General features: G+C 39.3%; 15 protein-coding genes. 6 read left to right on the top strand and 9 right to left on the bottom strand.

What is annotated here, in order from left to right; all coding sequences use genetic code 11:
- Positions 1-41 precede the first annotated feature (41 nt).
- From argR to argC, 5 genes are read right to left on the bottom strand one after another with little or no spacing between them, the layout of a single operon-like run.
- Positions 42-515 carry an arginine repressor gene (gene argR / locus ACKWCF_RS11555; protein WP_409477746.1) on the bottom strand — a complete coding sequence of 158 codons (474 nt, stop codon included), beginning with the start codon at positions 513-515 and terminating at the stop codon, positions 42-44.
- Positions 455-1441 carry an ornithine carbamoyltransferase gene (gene argF / locus ACKWCF_RS11560; RefSeq protein ID WP_409477747.1) on the bottom strand — a complete coding sequence of 329 codons (987 nt, stop codon included), beginning with the start codon at positions 1439-1441 and terminating at the stop codon, positions 455-457. Before argF ends, argR begins: the two co-directional genes overlap by 61 nt.
- Entirely contained in the window at positions 1434-2228 is a 795-nt protein-coding gene (gene argB / locus ACKWCF_RS11565) for an acetylglutamate kinase (RefSeq protein ID WP_409477748.1), read from the bottom strand. The genes argF and argB overlap by 8 nt, the downstream gene beginning before the upstream one ends.
- A gap of 19 nt (positions 2229-2247) precedes the next feature.
- Positions 2248-3444 carry a bifunctional glutamate N-acetyltransferase/amino-acid acetyltransferase ArgJ gene (gene argJ / locus ACKWCF_RS11570; protein WP_409477749.1) on the bottom strand — a complete coding sequence of 399 codons (1197 nt, stop codon included), beginning with the start codon at positions 3442-3444 and terminating at the stop codon, positions 2248-2250.
- Positions 3441-4508 carry an N-acetyl-gamma-glutamyl-phosphate reductase gene (gene argC, locus ACKWCF_RS11575; RefSeq protein WP_409477750.1) on the bottom strand — a complete coding sequence of 356 codons (1068 nt, stop codon included), beginning with the start codon at positions 4506-4508 and terminating at the stop codon, positions 3441-3443. The genes argJ and argC overlap by 4 nt, the downstream gene beginning before the upstream one ends.
- A 163-nt stretch (positions 4509-4671) precedes the next feature.
- On the opposite strand from argC, the gene ACKWCF_RS11580 reads away from it, so the two are divergent.
- From ACKWCF_RS11580 to ACKWCF_RS11595, 4 genes are all read left to right on the top strand, one after another.
- Positions 4672-5883, top strand: a complete 1212-nt coding sequence (locus ACKWCF_RS11580; RefSeq protein WP_409477751.1) for an argininosuccinate synthase — start codon at positions 4672-4674, stop codon at positions 5881-5883.
- Positions 5884-5894: 11 nt separating this feature from the next.
- Positions 5895-7262, top strand: coding sequence for an argininosuccinate lyase (gene argH / locus ACKWCF_RS11585; protein WP_409477752.1), 1368 nt, complete (start codon positions 5895-5897; stop codon positions 7260-7262).
- Positions 7263-7399: 137 nt separating this feature from the next.
- Positions 7400-9922, top strand: coding sequence for an ATP-binding protein (locus tag ACKWCF_RS11590; RefSeq protein WP_409477753.1), 2523 nt, complete (start codon positions 7400-7402; stop codon positions 9920-9922).
- Positions 9919-10608 carry a PleD family two-component system response regulator gene (locus ACKWCF_RS11595; RefSeq protein WP_409477754.1) on the top strand — a complete coding sequence of 230 codons (690 nt, stop codon included), beginning with the start codon at positions 9919-9921 and terminating at the stop codon, positions 10606-10608. The genes ACKWCF_RS11590 and ACKWCF_RS11595 overlap by 4 nt, the downstream gene beginning before the upstream one ends.
- 6 nt (positions 10609-10614) lie before the next feature.
- Here the strand turns inward: ACKWCF_RS11595 and ACKWCF_RS11600 are convergent, their stop codons facing one another.
- Positions 10615-11598 carry a carboxymuconolactone decarboxylase family protein gene (locus ACKWCF_RS11600; RefSeq protein WP_409477755.1) on the bottom strand — a complete coding sequence of 328 codons (984 nt, stop codon included), beginning with the start codon at positions 11596-11598 and terminating at the stop codon, positions 10615-10617.
- A gap of 197 nt (positions 11599-11795) precedes the next feature.
- Between ACKWCF_RS11600 and ACKWCF_RS11605 the strand changes: the two genes are divergently transcribed.
- Positions 11796-13472 carry a hypothetical protein gene (locus tag ACKWCF_RS11605; protein WP_409477756.1) on the top strand — a complete coding sequence of 559 codons (1677 nt, stop codon included), beginning with the start codon at positions 11796-11798 and terminating at the stop codon, positions 13470-13472.
- On the opposite strand, the gene ACKWCF_RS11610 is transcribed toward ACKWCF_RS11605, so the two are convergent.
- The 3 genes from ACKWCF_RS11610 to ACKWCF_RS11620 form a co-directional block, all read right to left on the bottom strand.
- The gene (locus ACKWCF_RS11610; protein WP_409477757.1) at positions 13469-17143 is read right to left on the bottom strand and encodes a hypothetical protein; all 3675 of its coding nucleotides are present in this window, start codon (positions 17141-17143) and stop codon (positions 13469-13471) included. The genes ACKWCF_RS11605 and ACKWCF_RS11610 overlap by 4 nt on opposite strands.
- Positions 17144-17323: 180 nt before the next feature.
- Positions 17324-17632, bottom strand: coding sequence for a hypothetical protein (locus tag ACKWCF_RS11615; RefSeq protein ID WP_409477758.1), 309 nt, complete (start codon positions 17630-17632; stop codon positions 17324-17326).
- 27 nt (positions 17633-17659) lie between these two features.
- A complete protein-coding gene (locus ACKWCF_RS11620; RefSeq protein ID WP_409477759.1) occupies positions 17660-18187 on the bottom strand; it encodes a hypothetical protein in 528 nt (175 codons plus the stop codon).
- 217 nt (positions 18188-18404) lie between these two features.
- Here ACKWCF_RS11620 and ACKWCF_RS11625 point away from each other — a divergent pair, with 217 nt between their 5' ends.
- Positions 18405-20288 (top strand): ABC-F family ATP-binding cassette domain-containing protein, encoded by a 1884-nt coding sequence (locus tag ACKWCF_RS11625; protein ID WP_409477760.1) that lies wholly within the window; start codon positions 18405-18407, stop codon positions 20286-20288.
- The last annotated feature ends 6 nt before the right edge of the window (positions 20289-20294 follow it).

Here is a 20294-nt window from a genome sequence, read left to right on the forward strand (position 1 = left end):
GAAAAATCGGGAATGAGTCAACGATTGATAGGAATTTAAGCTTAACTTAGCTCATCAACGATAGCTTCCATCGTTGATTCGATCTTTTTCATAGAGGCTGGGGCCACGAAAATCGTGTCATCGCCCGCAATAGTTCCTAAAATGCCATCTGGTTTAGTTAAATCTAAGTGATGGGCCACTAAACTTGCCGAACCCGGCGGAGTTTTAATGACGATCATTGAACCATTATTTTCGATACTTAATAAAAGACCTTTAATACCCGTCGTTAATGTGGGAACCGGAGCCGCAATCATTAACTCTTCAGGTAAACGGTAAACCACTTCTCCCGAAGAAGAGATCGTCTTCGCAGCACCGATTCGGCGTAAATCGCGCGAAACGGTACTTTGAGTAACGCTAAAATTTTTCTTTTGCAGTGCCTCGCAAAGCTCCTCTTGGGTGCTTACGGTTCCTTCTTCTAAAAGTTTGCGAAGGATTTGTAATCTTGCGCGGGCGTCAGCTTGTGATGTGGCTGCCATGTTTTCATTTCCTCAGATGAATAAAGACCAGTCAACAAGGCTTTTTGCGCATGCATGCGATTTTCGCTTTGTTGGAATAAAACCGAGCACGGATGCTCAATCATTTCGCGAGTTATCTCCTGATCCTCGTGAATTGGCATGCAGTGCATGATAATTGCCTCAGAAGCAGCCAACGCATAAAGCTCAGCATTTACTTGGTAACCGGTAAAAGCTTTTAACCTTTCAGCCGACTCTTCTTCTTGTCCCATCGAAGTCCATACATCCGTGTAAATCGCGTTAACTCCGGCGACCGCTTCTTGCGGAGTTTTAAATTCCTTAATCTTAGCGCCCCCTAAATGCGCACGTTCATGCGCACGCGCCAAGATTTCTGCATTAGGTTTGTAACCTTCAGGACAAGCAAAGTGAACATCAACACCTACATAAGGTGCTAAGAGTAATAAGCTATGTAAAACATTGTTACCGTCACCCACGTAACAAAGTTTTAAACCTTTTAGCTTACCGAATTTTTCCAAAAGCGTTTGTAAATCAGCTAACGCCTGACAGGGATGATGAAGATCTGAAAGACCATTGATCACCGGAATTTTAGCATGTTTAACCATTTCTTCTAAAATTTCATGTTCAAATGTTCTAATCATCAAACCATCAACATAACCCTGCATCACACGAATCGTATCTGCTGGAGTTTCTTTTTTACGTTGAGTCGAATTGATTTCAAAAACATTACCTGAAAGCTGCTCGATACCTACAGAAAAACTCATACGTGTACGTAATGATGATTTTTCGAAAAGTAAGGCAATCGTTTTATCTTTTAAAAACGCTTGGCGTTTATTTTTCTTTAACTCAACGGCAAAAAATAAAAGTTGGATAAGTTCATCTTGTGATAATTCTTCGCCCGTTAAAAAATGGGGTGTTGTTAAGCTAAACATAGTTAACCTCGCTACTCTTGCACATTGTGCCAACATAATCGCTCCAAAGACCGTCATAGGCTTGGGTTCCACGCAAGATTCTGACTTGCGAAACCCCATGCACTAAAGCATCAACCACTGTTAATACTTTCGTGTACATACCACCGCTGACTGTGCCGTCGTTGATAAGTTGTTGCAATTGCACATAGTCCGTATGTTCAATTAACTTTTTGTCTTGATCTAAAATTCCATTTTGATCGGTTAAGAAAATTAATTTTTTCGCTTTTAACGCTGAAGCGATTTTAGCTGCAGCCCAGTCAGCATTAATATTAAATAGCTCAGCGTCTTCACCAATACCAATTGGCGCAATCACTGGAACTACATTTTTTTCTGGAGCAATCAAGGCTTGTACAAATTCAGCATTCACTGATTCAACTAAACCCACTTGGCCCAGTTCAGCACTTGCTTGTTTACAGTGAAGTAAATTGTTCTTAGCTCCTGATAAACCGATAGCTGGAACGCCGCCTTCGTTTAGGGCTGCTACAAGCTCAGCATTAATCTGACCAAATAACACATTTTCAATCACATTGATCATCTCAACGCTTGTGACACGTTGGCCGTTAATAAAACTCCAAGAAATATTTCTTTTTGTTAATTCAGCATTGATCGCAGGACCGCCGCCGTGAACTAAAACCACGTCGTAGTCGTATCTGCGATAATCACGCACCGTCTTAACCACTTGATCGCGAGTTGCCGGATCAAGTAATGAAGCACCACCTAATTTGATAACTACTAAATCTTGTCTCATCTTCTCTAACCTAAACCCTTTATGAATAATCAGTGTTAATATCAACGTACTTCTTCGACAGATCACAACCCCATGCTGTGGCTGTATGTGGACCGGATTTTAAATCGATCTCAATTTTTACATTGGCCGATTTTAAGAGGGTCCTGACCTCGTCTTTGTTAAACGTTGCGGGTTCACCGTTAGTGAATAATTTAATACCTTGTAAAGTCAGATCCATTTGCGCTAACGCTGCCGCTGGAACTTTTTCTGCTCCAAGACGCGCTAAGATTCTTCCCCAGTTTGGATCTTCACCGTGAATAGCAGTTTTGATTAATGGCGAAAGAGTTACTCCACGAGCCGCGGTTTTGGCTAATTGCTCTTCAGGAGAACCTTTAATCGCCACTTCGATAAGTTTCGTCGCACCTTCACCGTCAGCCGCAATAGATTTAGCTAAGTAAACCATAACTTCTGTCACAGCTTTTTTGAAAGCGTTGTAATCTTGATCGTTTTTAAGTTCGACGCCTGATTCACCGTTAGCCATTAGAAAGCAGCAGTCATTTGTTGATGAATCACCATCAACGCTGATCATATTAAAGCTAACATCGGTTGCCGCTTTTAAAACTGTGTGTGCCACATCTTTAGAGATTTTTACGTCTGTTAAAATGTAACCAAGCATTGTCGCCATATTCGGGTGAATCATACCTGAACCTTTGCAGATTCCTGTGATACGGATTTCACCTTGCGATAATTTAACTGCCGTTGTTACAGTTTTTGGAACTAAGTCAGTTGTTAGAATAGCTAAAGCAAAACTTTCAGCGTGCTCTTGCGCGCGCTCAACTAAATCAGGAAGTGCTGGAATAATTTTATCAGTATGCATTTGCACACCGATTACACCTGTTGATGCAATCAACACTTGTTCTGGAGTACATTTTAAAGCTTCAGCTGTAGCATTGATCACTTCTTGGTTACGTTTAAAACCTTCGGCACCCGTTGCCGCATTAGCTTGACCTGAATTAGTAAAAATCGCACGCACGTTATCTGCAGGCAAAACTTTCGCACAATGTTGCACAGGAGCTGCTTTACATTCATTTAATGTAAATACACCTGCCGCAACAGCATCAACTTCAGAAATAATCACGCCGATATCTGGACGATACTTACGTACGCCGCAGTTGGCTCCACTGGCTAAAAATCCTTTTGGAAGTGGTGTTCTGTGTAAACCTGGTCCTGGTGTCATATGAAAGCCTCCATATCTTCAAGTCCTGTCTCTAGAGGTAAGTCATACAGGCGGTTGAAATTTTCAATCGCTTGGCTGGCTGCCCCTTTCATCAGGTTATCGATTGTTGAAAATAGAAAAAGCTGGTCGCCTTTAAGATGATAACTAAGATGTGTATGCGCGGTTCCCACGACTTTTTTTAGTGATAATAATTGCGGTTGGTTGTCGCTTTCAGCGAAAAACACAAGCGGATTACTTGCATAAGCTTGTGCATAAGCTTCAGTGATCTGCTCTGTAGTTACGCCTGGTTTTACCCTCATATAAAGGCTTGATAAAATCCCACGGCGGGTTGGTAATAAGTGCGTTGTAAAAAACGGATTAATATTCACACCGGTGAATTGTTCAACCGCTTCAATAATTTCAGGCAAATGCTGATGTTTGCCGATTTTGTACGGAAGACATTCACCTTCAACTTCAGTGAATAATAAATTTTCGACAGCTTTTTTGCCGCCACCTGTTGTTCCCGATTTAGCATCGATCACAATCGTTTCAGTTTGGATTAAATCTTTTTTGATTAAAGGAATTAAAGCCATTAATACGCTTGATGCATAACAACCTGGGTTTGCAACCAGTGGGTTTGCACTAAAATTTGCAAAAGGCACCAATCCATAGGTAGCCGATTGCAAAAGATCATTTTGTTCATGAGTAAAGCCGTACCATTTTACATAATCGCTTTTTTTCAAACGAAAGGCACCTGATAGATCGATAACTTTTTTACCTTGCTTTAGAATTTCCGGTGCTAATTTTAATGAAGCTTCAGCAGGCGTTGCTAAAAATACAACGTCCGTTAAATTGTTCATTAATTCTTTTTCAGGCAAACATTTAACGTCTGTAATTTTTTTATTTTGAATAAATTGATTTAACGAAAAATCATTCGTCGCAAACGCGTGAGTTAGTTTTGCAAATGGATGGCGAAGTAACTGTTTTACAGTTTCTAAACCCGTGTAACCACGCGCACCTACTACGGAAACCGTAATTGGCGTGTGTGAAATATCTGTCGCATTGCGTGAATAATTATGCACCATACATGCATAATTATGTCGTATAAGTGCATATGTCAATCATTAAATTATATATTTCTATTGACTGCATAATTATTCGCATATAAATAAGGTTTATGCATGCATATTTCTCGCATAAGAATACCGCTTATGCATTCACGTTTGCATAAATGCTTAAGGAGTAAAAATGTCAGATAAAAAAGTTCTATTAGTGTATTCAGGTGGTCTAGATACATCGATTTGTATTCCACTTATGCGTCAAGAGTACGGTTACGAAGAAGTCATCACTGTAACTATCGATGTGGGACAAGATCCTGCTGACATCGTGCAAGCACAAGAAAAGGCAAAAATTCTTGGCACAACTCACTACACTGTTGATGCAAAAGAAGAATTTATTAAAGACTACTGCTTCAAAGCTTTGCAAGCTAATGGTGATTACCAAGGCTACCCGATGTCGACTTCAATCGCTCGTCCGCTGATCGCCGCTAAAGCCGCTGAAGTCGCAAACAAACTTGGCGTAAAACATTTTGCGCATGGTTGTACTGGTAAAGGTAACGATCAATTTCGTATTGAATTTGGTCTTCGTTCATTAGTTGAAGGTGCTGTTATTCACGCGCCAATCCGTGAACGTAATATGACTCGTTCATGGGAAATCGAATATGCAAAGCAAAATAATGTTCCCATTCAACAGTCTTTAGAAAAAATCTGGAGTATTGATGAAAACCTTTGGGGCCGTTCAATTGAAGGTGGAAGATTAGAAGAACCAGATTTCGCTCCACCGGAAGAAATCTTTCAATGGACTAAATCTTTAGAAAACGCCAAAGACAAAGCTGAAGAAATCGTTCTTACATTTGAAAACGGTGTTCCAACACATATCAATGGCACAGCTTATACGCCAGGTAACATGGTTATCGCTTTAAATAAAATTGCGGGCGATCACGGTATTGGCCGTATTGATATTATGGAAGACCGCATGATGGGTTTAAAAGTTCGTGAAAACTACGAATGCCCGGCTTCGACTTTACTATTAAAGGCACATAAAGCTTTAGAAAACTTAGTTTTAACTCGTGATGAAATCCGTTTTAAATCTACGATTGATCTTGAATGGAGCAAATTAGCTTACGAAGGTCTTTGGTGGGATCCGTTCAAAACTGATTTAGAAGCTTTTATCGGTGCTACGCAAACTCGCGTTGCAGGTACTGTAAAATTAAAACTTTACAAAGGTAATGTGGTTGTTCAAGGCCGTACTTCTCCATGGGCTTTATACTCTGAAGATTTAGCAAGCTTCGATACGACGACTTTCGTGCAAAGTGAAAGCACAGGCGCTGTTAAAAACTTTGGTTTACAACCAAGAATGTTCTTTAGCCTAAAAGATAAATTAACTTTAAACCAACACTAGAGGATTCTTAGATGAAACTTTGGGGCGGATTATTTCAAGAACAAACTCACTTTGAAGTTGAAGACTTTTCGTCTTCACTAGAAGTTGATGCACGACTTTGGGAAGTAGATATTTTTGGCTCGATAGCGCATGCTAAAATGCTGGGGGATGTGGGAATTATTCCTTCAGCAGAAGCTGGCGCTATTGTAGTCGCTTTACAACAAATGCATGAAGAGTTTAAACTTGGTAAAATTCAAATTGATCCGACCTCTGAAGATATTCATTCGGATATCGAGAAAAAACTTTATCAAAAAATCGGGGCGCTAGCTGGTAAATTACATACAGCGAGAAGCCGTAATGACCAAGTGGCGACCGACACCCGCCTTTATTTAGCTGGTGAAATTAATCATTTAGTGACGCACTTAAAAGCGCTGCAAAATTATTTTATTAAAACAGCTGAAAAACATTTTGAAACACTTCTTCCGGGTCTTACGCATATGCAACATGCACAGCCGGTAAGTCTTGCGCATCACTTGATGGCGTATTTCTGGATGTTTCAGCGCGATATCGAACGTTTACTTGAAACACAAAAAAGAGTTTTACATTTACCATTAGGCTCAGCTGCACTAGCGGGAACAGGTTTTCCGTTAAACCGTGAGCAAGTGGCTAAAGATTTGAACTTTAATTCTGTCTCTGAAAATTCGTTAGATGCGGTTTCTGATCGTGACTACATCATTGAATTTTTATCTGATTCAGCAACGATCATGATGCATCTTTCACGTTTAAGTGAAGAGTTAGTATTATGGTCTATGCCTGAATTTAAATTTGTAGAGTTATCTGACAAAGTAACTACTGGTAGCAGTATCATGCCACAAAAGAAAAATCCTGATGTGGCTGAACTTATCCGCGGCAAAGTAGGTCGTGTGAACGGTGCTTTAATCGGAATTCTAACAACTCTTAAAGCACTGCCACTGGCTTATAATCGCGATCTACAAGAAGATAAATTTCACTTATTCACAGGCCTTGATACGGTTAAAAGTTGCTCACGCTTAATGCTCGTGATGCTTGAAGAAGCCACGTGGAATACAGCCAATATGAAAAAATCATTAGCCGGAGATTTTTCAAATGCGACAGATCTAGCTGATGATTTAGTTAAAAAAGGTTTACCATTTCGTGAAGCCCACGAAGTGATTGGCCGCACTGTTCAGTACTGCATAAAAAACAAAGTGGCTCTTGAACAGATTTCTTTAAATGAACTTAAAGCCTTGCACCCGCTATTTGATGAAGCCAGTCTTGCAATACTTCCTCACTTAGCGGTCATGCAGGCCCGTCATAGTCAGGGTGGCACATCACCTAAAGCGGTCGCTGTTCAACTTGAACAAGCCAAAGCCCTGCTTTAAAGTTTTAAAAACTGACAAACTTTTTAACACTAATTCCAACTTAATAAACCGCCCTGGACCATAGGGCGGTTTTTCTTTTCGTTAGACTCAAAAAAATGTGATTTTTCACTCTGAAAATGACGATAAATACCTCAGTCATGACGAAGCTTTTTTGGGCCTTTTTGAAGCGCCATTTTTATTTAATCGGACTTTGCAACTTTGCCTTTTTTATGGTGCTGGCATTAGGTTATCAATCGGGCCTAAACCAAAGTTTAAGTTCACTTTTTATCACTCAAGAAGTTTTAACGACTGACGAACAATTTCTTTTTGAAAAAGTAAATGCGTGGCAGGAAAATGTCGTTGAACTTAAAGCCTACGTTGAAAGTTCGCAATACACCACTGATCCAAAAATGGAGCGTTCGAAAAAGTTCAATGATTTTTCAACACGCAATAATTCCTTAATGGTGCAAGCTTTAGCGTCTCCCCTTTCAAAACAAAAGGCCTCTATTTACAACACGCTAGCCAAAAGATCATTAAACTACGCTGACTACTTTGAAGCTGTTAAAAGCTTTATCGCGTCGGGAGCCACGATCAACGTTAAACTTTCAACCGAGCCGATGGATCTATTTAAGAAAAACGTCGGTGAATTTAAATTTAATCCACAGTCGCTTTTCTTAGTGATCAGTTTAATGTCTCTGACTTTAGCGGTTATGCATCTACTGGTTTTATACCGCATCACGAGAAAACAAAATATTGGTCTTGTTTCGCAAGTTGATACTTTCAAAAAAGTGATCAGCAATATGTCTGAAGGTGTAATTGTGACTGATAAGTACGGCTTTTTCACATTCAGCAATGAATCTGCTAAAAACATTATCGGTCCTGTAGTAAATGACATTTTTTATTCGAGCTCAATTGATGTGATGGGTTTTCAATCCCCTGACGGACGTAAGCTTTCTAAAGAAGAACTTCCGATGTACACAGCCCTTAAAAAAGGCTTAGTGAACGATCAGGAATATATCGTGAAAAACCAACTTCACCCCGATGGTATTTTCGTTTCAGCTTCAAACGGTTTTTTCGTGAACGACAAAGGTTTAACATCAGGCTCTGTGGTGGTTTTAAAAAATATCACCGCTAAAAAACAATTAGAGCAATTCTGGAAGTCAGAAAAAGAACGCGCTTTAGAAAATTCAAAACTAAAATCAGATTTCTTAGCATCGATGTCTCATGAAATCAGAACACCGATGAATGCGGTCTTGGGTTTAACCACTTTACTTAAAGACACTAAACTGAACGAAGATCAAAAAGATTATGTCGTAACTATCCAACGTTCAGCAAAATCACTTTTAACATTAATTAACGATATTCTGGATCATTCAAAAATCGAAGCTGGTAAACTTGAAATTACCAATGCGCCTTTTAGTTTAAAAGCCTTAGCTAACGATGTGGCCGATAACTTTAAGCCCATGGTGATGGAAAAAGGCCTTGAGCTTAAATTAGATTTTTCAGAACTTAAAAACGAACATTTTAATTCGGATTCAAACCGTATTCGCCAAGTGATGATTAACTTAATCGGTAATGCGATGAAGTTTACCAAAGTGGGCTTTGTCGAATTAAAATTCGTGACTGAAGGTCCAAATACAAAAATTATCGTGAAAGATACCGGAAGCGGTATGACTCCAGTTGAAGTCAGCCACCTTTTCCAAAAATACTTTCAAACGAAAAACGGACAGACTGTGGGCGGTACAGGTTTAGGCTTAAGTATCTGTAAACAGTTAGTTGACCTTTTAAAAGGTGAAATTGGCGTAGCGAGTGAATTAGGTAAAGGCACCCAATTCTGGTTTAGCTTACCACTTGAAGTGTGCGCGCCAACTGTTGGTAGTGAACAAACTGAACACGATGAAGAGAGCATTTTATTCAGTCATCAGTTCCAGGGTTTAATCCTGATTGCTGAAGATAGTACGGTAAATCAAAAAGTTATTACGAACTATTTATCTAAATTAGGCTTTCAAACTGTAGTGGCAAATAACGGTGAGGAAGCCGTTCAGCTTTATCAAACTCACCACCCCGATTTAATTCTAATGGATTCTAACATGCCGGTGATGAGTGGCTTAGAGGCGACTAAGAAAATTATAGCGCTTCAACAAGACCAGCAAATGAAAAAAACACCGATCGTAGGCCTTTCTGCCGATGTCAGACAAACTAACTTCGATGATAACAGCAAAGCTGGTATGACCGCGTTTTTAACTAAACCGATTGAGTTAAACAAACTTGTGGCCTTATTAAAACAATACTTCACAGCTACAATGGCATCCCCTAGCCAAATTGAAAAAATCAAACATCTTATGGTGGGTGATCAGTTATTAATTGAAATCTTACTTAAAGATTTTACGACCCAAGCTCCCACTAAACTTTCAAAATTACCTGAATTATTACAAGCGCAGAACTTTACCGAGCTTTACCAAACAGCGCACAGCTTAAAATCAGCATCAGCGGAATTAGATGCTCATGAACTTCACCAGATTTTAGCTAAAATTGAATCTTTAGCCGATGAAAATAACCCAGCCCACACTGACACCTTAAAACAAGAGATCAGCAAAGCGCAGTTATGTTATTCGTTAGCGATTGCCGGTATCGAGGAGCGCATTTACGACATTAAACAAAGTCAAAGGAAGGCGTCATGAAGACCGTACTGATTGTGGATGATCAAACAAGCGTGCTTTTAACTTTAGAAGCGATTTTAAAAAAAGAGAATTTTATCGTCGTGTCCTGCACTAACTCGCTAGATGCATTTGAGCATATCCAACGTGAAAAATTTGATGTGGTGATTACCGATGCGGTGATGCCCATGGGAACAAGTGGCTTTAGCTTAATTTCAACGATTCGTTCACAGCCTAGCAATAATCAAAAAGTTCCCATTTTAATGTTAACTGGTAAACGTGACCCTGCTGACGTTGAAAAAGCGATTTCAGTGGGTGCTAATGATTATATGATTAAGCCGATTGATCCTGATGTCTTAATGACGAAGCTTAATAAACTTTTAGCGCAAAAAAGCAATCAAGACGACTTCGTGCATGCGATAGTGAATAAACCTGCTTCAATTCCGATGAAATTAACCCTCATTTCAAGTTCAGAAGTCAGCGCCAAATTTTCTTCAGATGTAGGATTAATCCCCGGTCAGATTTACAAGATTACGAGTGATTTTTTTAATATCTTTGAAAGAACAACGGTTTCAATTCGCGTAAACACGTCAGATTTAAAAACCGATCATTATGAAATTTCGGCAAACTACGTGGGCTTATCTGAAAAAGAGTTATCACATATCAGAACCTGGGTTCGTAATAAACTGATTCAAGATAAACCCACTTAAATAATCCTAGTGAGTCACTGACGCTTGACCACCCATTTTCATAGAGTTCATTTTCTTTTTGAAGTTAGCCGCTAACTGGTCTACTTCGCGATTGAATTGTTTTTCATCGGGAGCTACACCATTTAAAACGGTACTCCAATTGCGAACCATCGCTGCCATAATAACGGCTTCTTTAATTTCTTCGTTGCTTGCTCCGTCAAATTTTGCGAATTCAGTATCAAAGTGCGTACAGTAGTCACAAGGAATTTGTGCAGATACGGCTAGACTTACTAAATCTTTCACTTTCACCGGAAGTGCCGTGTTTGGATTATTGAAAAAGTCACGTAACTCTTTCCATGCTCCTGCGACAGAAGGTTTATGATAATCGGTCAAAAAAACCGGCGTTAAACCAAAAAGATTTTGCGAATCTTTTAGAACAGCGTCTGCTGTCATCATTTCGGCGGCTGGCATAGCCATTGGTGTCGGTGTATTTTTTTGTGCCATGGCCTTGGCGTTAGATATCATCTGATTGACATCTTTTTTTAATGTATCAAGACTGATCTGATTGCCATAAAGAACTGTACTCCATTTGCGAGTACTGGCCGCCACAGCAATGGCTTCATTGATTTCACGTTCAGAAGCCCCTTGTGTCATCGCCATTTTTTTATGAAAGTACACACAGTATTTACACGGAATCTGAGCTGAAACAGCTAAACCGATCAGCTCTTTGTATTTTCCAGAAATGGCTGAATTAGGATTCATCTGCACACTTTTCATTTCTTCCCACGCACCGGGAAGCGCTTCTTGCGGATAATGTTTAAACATCGTTGGTACCATACCTAACGATGATTTAATGTCATCCATCGTTGCTGTGTAAGCCACGGAAGGTTTCATCATTTCTTTTTTCGTTTTTGCCTCAGTCGCTGTTGCGGTCGTTCTTTCAACTTGCGCAAAGGCCGTACACGATAAAAATGCAGTTAAAATAAGGATAAATTGGGACTTGGTTTTCATTAAAATCTCCTTGGTGATTTTTGGGTTTGATGGCCCATAGATTTGCAAGCTTTTGGCCATCACCTATGAGGCGAAATAGATAACGGTCGCTCCGCTTTGCTGGAGTGCACTTTTAATGTTCTAAAATACCGTTTACCCGCCGCAACAAGCTCTTTTATGAGTGATTCTTTAATAATCCGTTGGCTATGATTTTTACTATGAGAAATCACTTAGCCTTATTCGGAACAGCCCTTTTATTAACAACTTCTGTTTTTGCCCAAAAAATTTGGGATGAAGGTGTTCCCGTTCCTGCTGGCGGCCGCGCAAATATTAATAATTATTCAGTTCAAGATTTTACCACTTACCGCGATATGGGAAAATTGCACGCGCAATTTTATCCAGTGGCGGTGACAGGCGCCTTACCTCCGTACCAACCGATGATCAATGTGATCGAAGATGGCCAAGATAATCCATTACGTGTTGTTTTAAGTAAAATCGTTCAAGAGATTTCTGGAATTAATAGTTTTGATCAAGTGATGGCTGATCTTGGGCTTCACCAATACCCTGCTATCACAGATACAGGCGTGTACCAAGTTCCAGTTCCACGCACCGGTCGCCCTGAACACCGTATGGGTTTAGGCTTTATCGAACGTCATGGCGCCACTGGTTTTACTTTTTCTTGTGCCGCTTGCCACTCAAGTAACTTATTTGGAAAAACAGTTTTAGGAATGACCAATCGTTTTCCAACAGCGAATGATTTTTTCGTTAAAGCTAAAAAATTAGCTCCCGCTGTAGATCTTTGGTTATTTAAATCAGCATCAGGTGCAACAAACGAAGAAGTTCAATTGATGAAAGAGCTTAAAACTAACATTCAACGTGTAGGAGTCAAAGAGCCGATCCAATTAGGTCTTGATACATCATTAGCGCAAGTGTCGTTATCACTAAATCACAGAAATAAAGACGCTTATGCAACACCAAGTGACTGGTTTGAGTTATTCCCCCGTTCAGATGAAATCTTAGATCATAACCCGGCTGATTCAAAACCGATGGTTTGGTGGAATGTGAAATACAAAAACCGTTGGCTATCTGACGGAAGTGTGATCAGCGGTAACCCGATTTTTACAAATATTATCTGGAATGAGATCGGCCGCGGCGTTGATTTAAAAGTTTTAGAAGCATGGCTTAAAGACAATCAAAAAATTATCGATGAATTAACGACAGCGGTTTTTTCGTCTGAAGCGCCGAGATTTACCGATTTCTATCCGGCAGAATTAATTGATATCGACGTTGCGAAACAAGGAGAGAAAGTTTTTAACCAAACTTGCTCTAAATGCCATGGCACTTACGAAAAAGCGTGGAATTTACCAAACGCTGACCAGTTAACACATGCACAGAAACTTGCAACAACGCAGGTGATTCCAAAAACGAAAACTCCGGTGATTGATGTCGGAACCGATGCTTACCGCCGCCAAGGTATGAAATCACTTGAAAAGTTAAATGACTTATCAATTTCTAAAGCTAATAACATCGTGATCAAAGAGCAAAAAGGTTACGTACCGCCACCACTTGTGGGTATTTGGGCGCGTTGGCCGTATTTTCATAATAACTCAGTTCCGTCATTATGTGCGGTCTTAACGCCAGCAGCACAACGACCTAAAGCTTATTACGCAGGTGATGCTTTAAGTACAGCGACTGATTTTGATCCGGATTGCAATGGCTACCCGACGGGCGAAGATGTACCATTTGCGTGGAAACAACCGCAATACTACTTCGATACCAACCGCAAAGGTATGAGCAACAACGGCCATGATGTGGATATTTTTATTAAAGACGGCCAGGAAATCCTGACCGCTTCTGACAAAAAAGCTCTGATTAAGTTTTTACAAACTCTTTAGTAGTAATCGACGTTACCTGTAGGCATGGGGCCAAAGATATCGTCGAAATTAATTTCGCCGTTAATGTAAATACTTTCTTGCGTGATCGAATGATTATTTAAGAATTTTCTTAATGGCGGAATTTTATAATTTCCCCAGCTTTTGCCGGCGAATCTGCGACCCGCATACTGCTCGTCTTGATTCATCGTTGAAAAGCTTGGGTACACACCGTAAATTTCACCCATCACAAACATCTTATCTTCTGTAGCCACCGCTTTAGCTAAACCAATACCGTTTTCACGAATGCCCATTGACGCTAACACTTTGTAATACTGTTTTAAGAATTTTTGATCTTTCACAGTTAATTTTTTGATATCATGTAATGCATCTAAGAATTTATTTAAGTCATAGCTATATGGGCAGTTCGTGCCACTTTGTTTTTGTGCACCATAATGGCAAGACGTATCGCCTTTATAGTTATTAGCAAAAAGACCTTCAAGTTGTTTCTCGGTTAATAATTTCAAGTTATTTAACAGTGTATCGCCATAGAAGTAGATACGCGTATGACCATAGATCTTACGGTACTTATCCATTTGTTCTTTCGCTGGTAAGTAATAATCTGAATAGAATGGCGTGTTCGCATCTTTAGAATAGAACTTATTTAAATCGGTGATGTAATCAACTAAACCTTTACGGTTTAATTTTCTCTCGTAGTTCCACACTTCAAGGTAAGCCACCATTTTATCTGGCTCTGCCTCATCCATTTCAATTGAAATATTCGTTGTGTCTTTTGAAACAACGGTCGCCATTTTATCAATTAATAACACAGCCTTATCAGCACCGAATAAGCTCGATTCTTCGCGGCTATAGCGTTGGAAATTTCTCACTTCTTTATTTGAAGTTTTAACTGTGGCTTTTGAATAGCCTGTAGCCTTTTCTTTTTTGAATAAGAATAAAAAGCTAAACGCTGATTTTTTAACTTCACCTTTAGCTTTAATATCTAAATCTTTTTTAGCTAAAACTAACGGATCACTATCGCCTGATTCTAAATAACGGCTTAATAGTTCACGTTCTTCTTTAGCGCGCATTTGTTCTAACACACTAAAATTTTCAACCGACTTTGGCGCCGAGAATCTATATAAAGCTGACTTATGATCATAGAAATACGATGTTTTGCTAAACTCTAAAAACGGTAGATTGAATAAAATTAAATCTAATCCCGCATCTAAGCCCGCTGTCGCTGAATAACCAAACATTGTGTTTTCAGCTTCGTAAATGATTAACTGGTTAAAATGATCGCGTGAAAAGTATGTTGGTTTTGAATTTTGCCAAAACACACTGGCCCCTAACGTTAACGGCACACCGGCTACAGCGCCCACTGGAACTTTAGCACCGGCTGAAATACCATAACTGTCAGAAATTTTTAAAACTTCGCCTCTGCCGATACAATCAACGATGCAAGACTTCCAGTGCGGAATAAATTTAAATAATTTAACCGGACTTCTATAGCCTTCAAGCCAAGTGTTGGCAAAGTGGATGAATTCAAATTCACGGCGCCATACTTTGATGTTTCCGTTCACAGCTAATTGATCTGGAAATAAACCTTTTAACGTCGTGAAAATTGAAGAGCCTACGTTGATCTCAACAGCAAACCGGTCTTTGACAACGAAGCCTTGTGATTGATCACCGCGCATCACATATTGGTTATTGATTTCAACACTACGATTTAGTTCTAAACCAATACCACCAGAAATATCTTTAACGTTAAGCACTTTACCAAGGCTTTCTGATTGATACGCTAAAGAAATATCACTCGATACTTTGGCTTTAAGCTGTTTATCTAAAGCTTCAAGTTTAACCAGCGAAGCAGCACCTTGAAGAATAAATGGCAATAATGTGTTACGTGGTAATTCATAACTAACATATCCATCAAAGTGGCTGACAACCACATCACCATTTTTAACTTTTTTGCTAGGGCTATAAGTTTTAAAATCTACAACTGGATATAAAGTAAATTCACCCGTTAATTCAAAAGCGCGCACGATTTCATTACGGCGGTTAGTAATTTTGTGAATATATAGATCTTCGATCTCTGGCGGAAAGTCAGCGCTTTTTACCGCGTATTTAATATCATCATAGCTAAGTCTAGCAATCTTACGCGCCATCCATTTAAGATCTGAGTACGTCGTTGTGTTAAAGCGGTCGCGGTTAAATAAAATATCGGCCCAATTAATATGAATTTTATCAGCCGACCAATCTAAAAAAGTATGATCGAATGTGTTCACTCCCCAAGACTGGGCTGAACGTAACATTTCAAAAGGACGTAATGGATTAATCTGAAATTGTAATGAATAACCCACGTCTTGCATTGAATAACGTGGTTTTAAACCCGTTGGAGTTTGTTCAAAGAGCAACATATGATTACCCGTTTTTGAGTCGATCATATTCACTAACCCAAACCATAAAATCTGCGCGCGGTGTTCACGGCGATTTGGTAAATCCCAACCAGCTGGGTCATAGGGAGCAATACGCAAAAATTTAGGATCGTTAATAGATAACTGCACATCTTGTAATGTCACGTAGTTACCATGACCATCACGGCCATAATCTACAACAAATGATGAAAGCTCTTTATTAAGGCCAGAGTATTTACGCTTCCATTGGGCTTTGAACGCATCGTAATCCGTATCACCTTTAAAATGCACGCGTAATGTTTTACGCATCACTGAGGTATCTTGAAACATACCAATCATCTTAGCTAAAATTGAAGAAGTGATTTCAACATGTGTTTCATGACCCATTTTGATTTTTACATCTACGTCTTCACCATTACGTTCAAATTCACCTTCCATTTTAGGAGAACCAGCACTCGAGAACTTCACCTTTTTGAAGTAGATGATGTCATTTTCAGTCGGAAACCAGTCGTTGTGGCGGTCTTTAGCTTCAGCCAAAGTTTCTGGAGTTTGTTTTCTGACTAATGATTCTTCAGCGGGGTTGTAGATTGAAATATCCACGTTACAAGCTTTAAGCTTAGCGATTTGCACTTGGTCTAATAGATCATTGGCGCGCACTTCAGGTAAGCAAGCTTTTGTACGGGCTAAGTTTTCAGATTCAACTTTTAAGTTAGCGGCTTCGACTTTGTTTTCATGGCGTTTAAATGAATAGCCGAAAAAGTTTTTACCGATAAATAAAACATCTAAATCTTGATGAAAGATATTACGAGGGGCTTCGGGTAAGTAGAACCCAGCATAACCATCAATAAACTGATCCATAATACCTTCACACATAAACTGTGGACGGTTCTGACCTACGCAATCACGTAAGGCTGTCATTTTAGGAATAAGATACTGATCATAGGCAATGATGTATTTTGACTTATTCGTATCTAATTCTTTTTTAGCTGATTTGATCGCATCTTTGTGCGATTCGATTTCAAGCTCAAGCTTTTCGATGATTTTAGTTTCGTACATATCATTCGCTAAAGATTTCTTTTCAATCTGTAGGCGTTCGATAAATTGATTGATCTTGGCTAAATCAAAGCTTCCGTTAGTCTTTAAATTCTGCGCGGCAAAGCGTTCGGATGTCTGATTATGCTGTGAGGTCAGCAACGAATGATTTTGTGCTGATACAGTTTGTGAAAGAACCGTTAAAGCAAATAAAACACCGATTGAAGTTTTGATTGTTTTTGTCATAAACAATAACCACTTCGAAAAACAGGCCAAGTTTCACTACGGTTAACGTTTAAAATTGAGATGCGAAAACGAATACAGGATATTTCGAGTAAACAAAACCACCTTTGTTCTTTACCTGAATTTGATAACGACAACTTACGGCGACAGTGTCAGGTTGCTCGCCGCGCGGAGCTAACTATCTCAAAATGAGACGGAGGGCGCAACAGATCCACACTCACCGGTCTTAAATCGTTCGATACGGTGATTAAAATCGCTTTTCAGCTTATCTATGACTTCAAAAAAGTTTGAAGCCTTGTTATCGATAATCGCTTCAAACTTTAATCCACGAATAAATGTGACGGCATTAAATTCACCTAAATGCTTTTCGATCGATAGACTGATCTGACACTCAGGTGAAGTGTGTTGTTTAATGTAGTGAACTAAACGTTGCGCGTATTCGTCCATTTCCATACTGACGGAGAATTTACTGTAGGCAATATCTTCGAACATACGTACTCCTCGTGCCTTAAAGCGCGACTAATGCGATTTATAGATCAAAAATTTCTTAAATGATAACATCGCTTTAATAGTTTCAACGGCTACGGCTTTTTTAATCGGTTTTTTCATAAAAAACGGAACATAGTCGTTTTCATATTTTTTAATAACATTGGCGAATTCTTTAATTCCCATAGAACTTGTGAATAAAAATAACGAATCACTAAAACGGTATTTCTCCCATAAATCGATTCCCGTTTTAAAGCCTGAAAGGTAAATATCCGCGATCACTAAATCGAAATCTTGATCTTGGGTGATTTTTTGATTCATTAAAATCTCGGCACCTTCTTCTGACTTAGACCATTTAATAGAGACCTGTGGGGATACTTCTCTTAAGACACTTTCCCAGATGGGCTGCATCGCAAAATCATCCTCAACGATTAACACGCTGAGTTTTTGCTTGTGCGGCGAAACATTCATGAAATTTTCGTCTAAGTTCTTTTTATACGGCACTCCGGCCTCTAATAACGACTCATTATCGATATAATGAAGATAATCCAATTCACCCATACAGCCCTCCTTGTATTTCTGAAATGTAGTGAAATAATGAGACCACAGGGCTTTTGCGATAATTGGGAATCTATTTTAAGAAATCTCAACATCGCATTTTTTTTCTTTACCTAAATTTTCTGCTGATTACTTCTGTTGCATAAATCTTGAGAAATGCCTGATTATCAACACTTTCCTGGTCTAGGTTTGTTTGTTTTTTGTTGAAACAATAAAGTGCATGCGGACTGTGCTTTTTGCTGATACCTTTGATGCTGTGGCTACATTAATCTCTGCATTTCAAATTTCCAAATCCTTCGCATCTAAAAATCTTTTTCAATCCATCTCGTTTGCGATTGATACAGAACAAAAAATTGGTTTAGTCGGCCCTAACGGTGCCGGAAAATCTACGCTTTTAAAAATTTTAAGCGGAACAATGCAACCCGATTCAGGAAAACTGTCTTTTTCAAACAGCTTACGTCTTGGTTACTTAGAGCAAAAACCGCAATTAACTCCCGGCAAGTCGATTTATGAAACATTAGTTGAAGTGACTGATGATCCTTACGATGGCGTAAACATCGCACACGCGTTTGAGTTAATCACAAAGCTTTCGTTAGACGAAATGGCTGAAGGTGAAAATACGGATGTCGGCACCCTATCCGGTGGTTGGCAAAAACGTGTGGCTTTAGCGCGCGAATTAATGAAACGCCCGACTCTACTTATGCTGGATGAGCCGACGAATCACTTAGATATTCAAAGTATTTTATGGCTTGAAGATTTTATCTCTAATGAAAATCAGATTTCATTTTTTATCGTAACCCATGACCGTGCGTTTTTACAAAACACGTGTAATGCGATTTTTGATTTAGACCCCCGCAATCCGGATGGAATTATTAAGTCTTACGGCGATTACGCCAAATACTTAGAAACAAAACAAATGCTTTTAGACAGCCAACGCCGTTTAGAAGAAAAAAAGCGTAACACAATGTTGATCGAAAAAGCGTGGTTAGCGCGTGGCCCTCAGGCCCGCTTAACAAAACAAAAAGCCCGCCAGAACCGTGCGCATGATTTAATTGATGAAGTTAAAAATTTAGAAAATAAAAATCAGCTGCGCAAAGCGGATTTCGACTTCTCAGCGGGAACTGGCAATACACCAAAACGTTTAGTTGAGCTTACCAAGGTCAGCAAAAGTTTTACGGGCCGCAATTTATTTTCAGATCTTTCAGGTTTAGTCAGACCTAAAGCGCGCATTGGTTTATTAGGCGCTAACGGTTGTGGTAAGTCGACATTGATTAAATTAATGTTAGGTAAAGAACAAGCCACTTCAGGCGAAGTGTTTGTAAATCCAGATATTCAGATTAATTATTTCGAACAAGGCAAAGAAACGCTTAACCAAAATGCGACAGTTTTAAAAGTGATCTGCCCTGAAGGTGATTATGTGCATTTAGCAGGTTCACCAGTTTTTGCCAGAAGTTACTTAAGCCGCTTTCACTTTAATGGTTTTCAAATGGATATGCCCGTTTCAAAACTTTCAGGTGGCGAACAAAGCCGTCTATTACTTGCAAAATTAATGTTAACATCAGCGCATGTTTTAATTCTGGATGAGCCAACGAATGACTTAGACGTTGAAACATTAGATGTTTTATCTGAATGTTTAGCCGATTACCCAGGTGCTGTAATCTTAGTATCGCATGATCGTTTTTTCTTAGATCAAAACTCAAGTGAACTTTGGGCTTTTACTGAAAACGAAAAAGGCGAAATTATTAAGTTTGCTGACTACTACCAGTGGGAAACTTGGTACCGCCAAGAAGGTGAAGAAAACCGCAGAGCCGGAAAAGCCGCCACAGAAGCTGCTTTAAAACAGGCTCAGGCCCCTGCGAAAACAGCCTCTAGCTCTAATAAAAAACTTTCGTATAAAGAGACTCTTGAGTACGAAAACATCGAAAAAAATATCGCGATTAAAGAAGAAGAATTAACGAAAGTTCAATCTGAATTAGCGCGACCTGAAAACCAAGCTAACTATAACAAACTGCAAGAGCTCACTTCATTATCTGCAAATCTTGAAGCTGAAGTGGCGCAGATGTATGAGCGTTGGCAGCTCTTAGAAGCTAAGATAAAAAACTAAACAGTT

It is taken from the genome of Pseudobdellovibrio sp. HCB154, from assembly GCF_046267985.1.
GTDB lineage: Bacteria > Bdellovibrionota > Bdellovibrionia > Bdellovibrionales > Bdellovibrionaceae > Pseudobdellovibrio.

Excerpts from the sequence above, each read along its gene's own strand:
- ACKWCF_RS11625 (WP_409477760.1), top strand. The coding sequence starts at position 18,405 with ATGCGGACTGTGCTTTTTGCTGATACCTTTGATGCTGTGGCTACATTA.
- ACKWCF_RS11605 (WP_409477756.1), top strand. The coding sequence starts at position 11,796 with ATGAGAAATCACTTAGCCTTATTCGGAACAGCCCTTTTATTAACAACT.
- ACKWCF_RS11610 (WP_409477757.1), bottom strand. The coding sequence starts at position 17,143 with ATGACAAAAACAATCAAAACTTCAATCGGTGTTTTATTTGCTTTAACG.
- ACKWCF_RS11620 (WP_409477759.1), bottom strand. The coding sequence starts at position 18,187 with ATGGGTGAATTGGATTATCTTCATTATATCGATAATGAGTCGTTATTA.
- argJ (WP_409477749.1), bottom strand. The coding sequence starts at position 3,444 with ATGACACCAGGACCAGGTTTACACAGAACACCACTTCCAAAAGGATTT.
- ACKWCF_RS11590 (WP_409477753.1), top strand. The coding sequence starts at position 7,400 with ATGACGAAGCTTTTTTGGGCCTTTTTGAAGCGCCATTTTTATTTAATC.
- ACKWCF_RS11580 (WP_409477751.1), top strand. The coding sequence starts at position 4,672 with ATGTCAGATAAAAAAGTTCTATTAGTGTATTCAGGTGGTCTAGATACA.
- argR (WP_409477746.1), bottom strand. The coding sequence starts at position 515 with ATGGCAGCCACATCACAAGCTGACGCCCGCGCAAGATTACAAATCCTT.
- ACKWCF_RS11595 (WP_409477754.1), top strand. The coding sequence starts at position 9,919 with ATGAAGACCGTACTGATTGTGGATGATCAAACAAGCGTGCTTTTAACT.
- argF (WP_409477747.1), bottom strand. The coding sequence starts at position 1,441 with ATGTTTAGCTTAACAACACCCCATTTTTTAACGGGCGAAGAATTATCA.
- argC (WP_409477750.1), bottom strand. The coding sequence starts at position 4,508 with ATGGTGCATAATTATTCACGCAATGCGACAGATATTTCACACACGCCA.
- ACKWCF_RS11600 (WP_409477755.1), bottom strand. The coding sequence starts at position 11,598 with ATGAAAACCAAGTCCCAATTTATCCTTATTTTAACTGCATTTTTATCG.
- argB (WP_409477748.1), bottom strand. The coding sequence starts at position 2,228 with ATGAGACAAGATTTAGTAGTTATCAAATTAGGTGGTGCTTCATTACTT.
- ACKWCF_RS11615 (WP_409477758.1), bottom strand. The coding sequence starts at position 17,632 with ATGTTCGAAGATATTGCCTACAGTAAATTCTCCGTCAGTATGGAAATG.
- argH (WP_409477752.1), top strand. The coding sequence starts at position 5,895 with ATGAAACTTTGGGGCGGATTATTTCAAGAACAAACTCACTTTGAAGTT.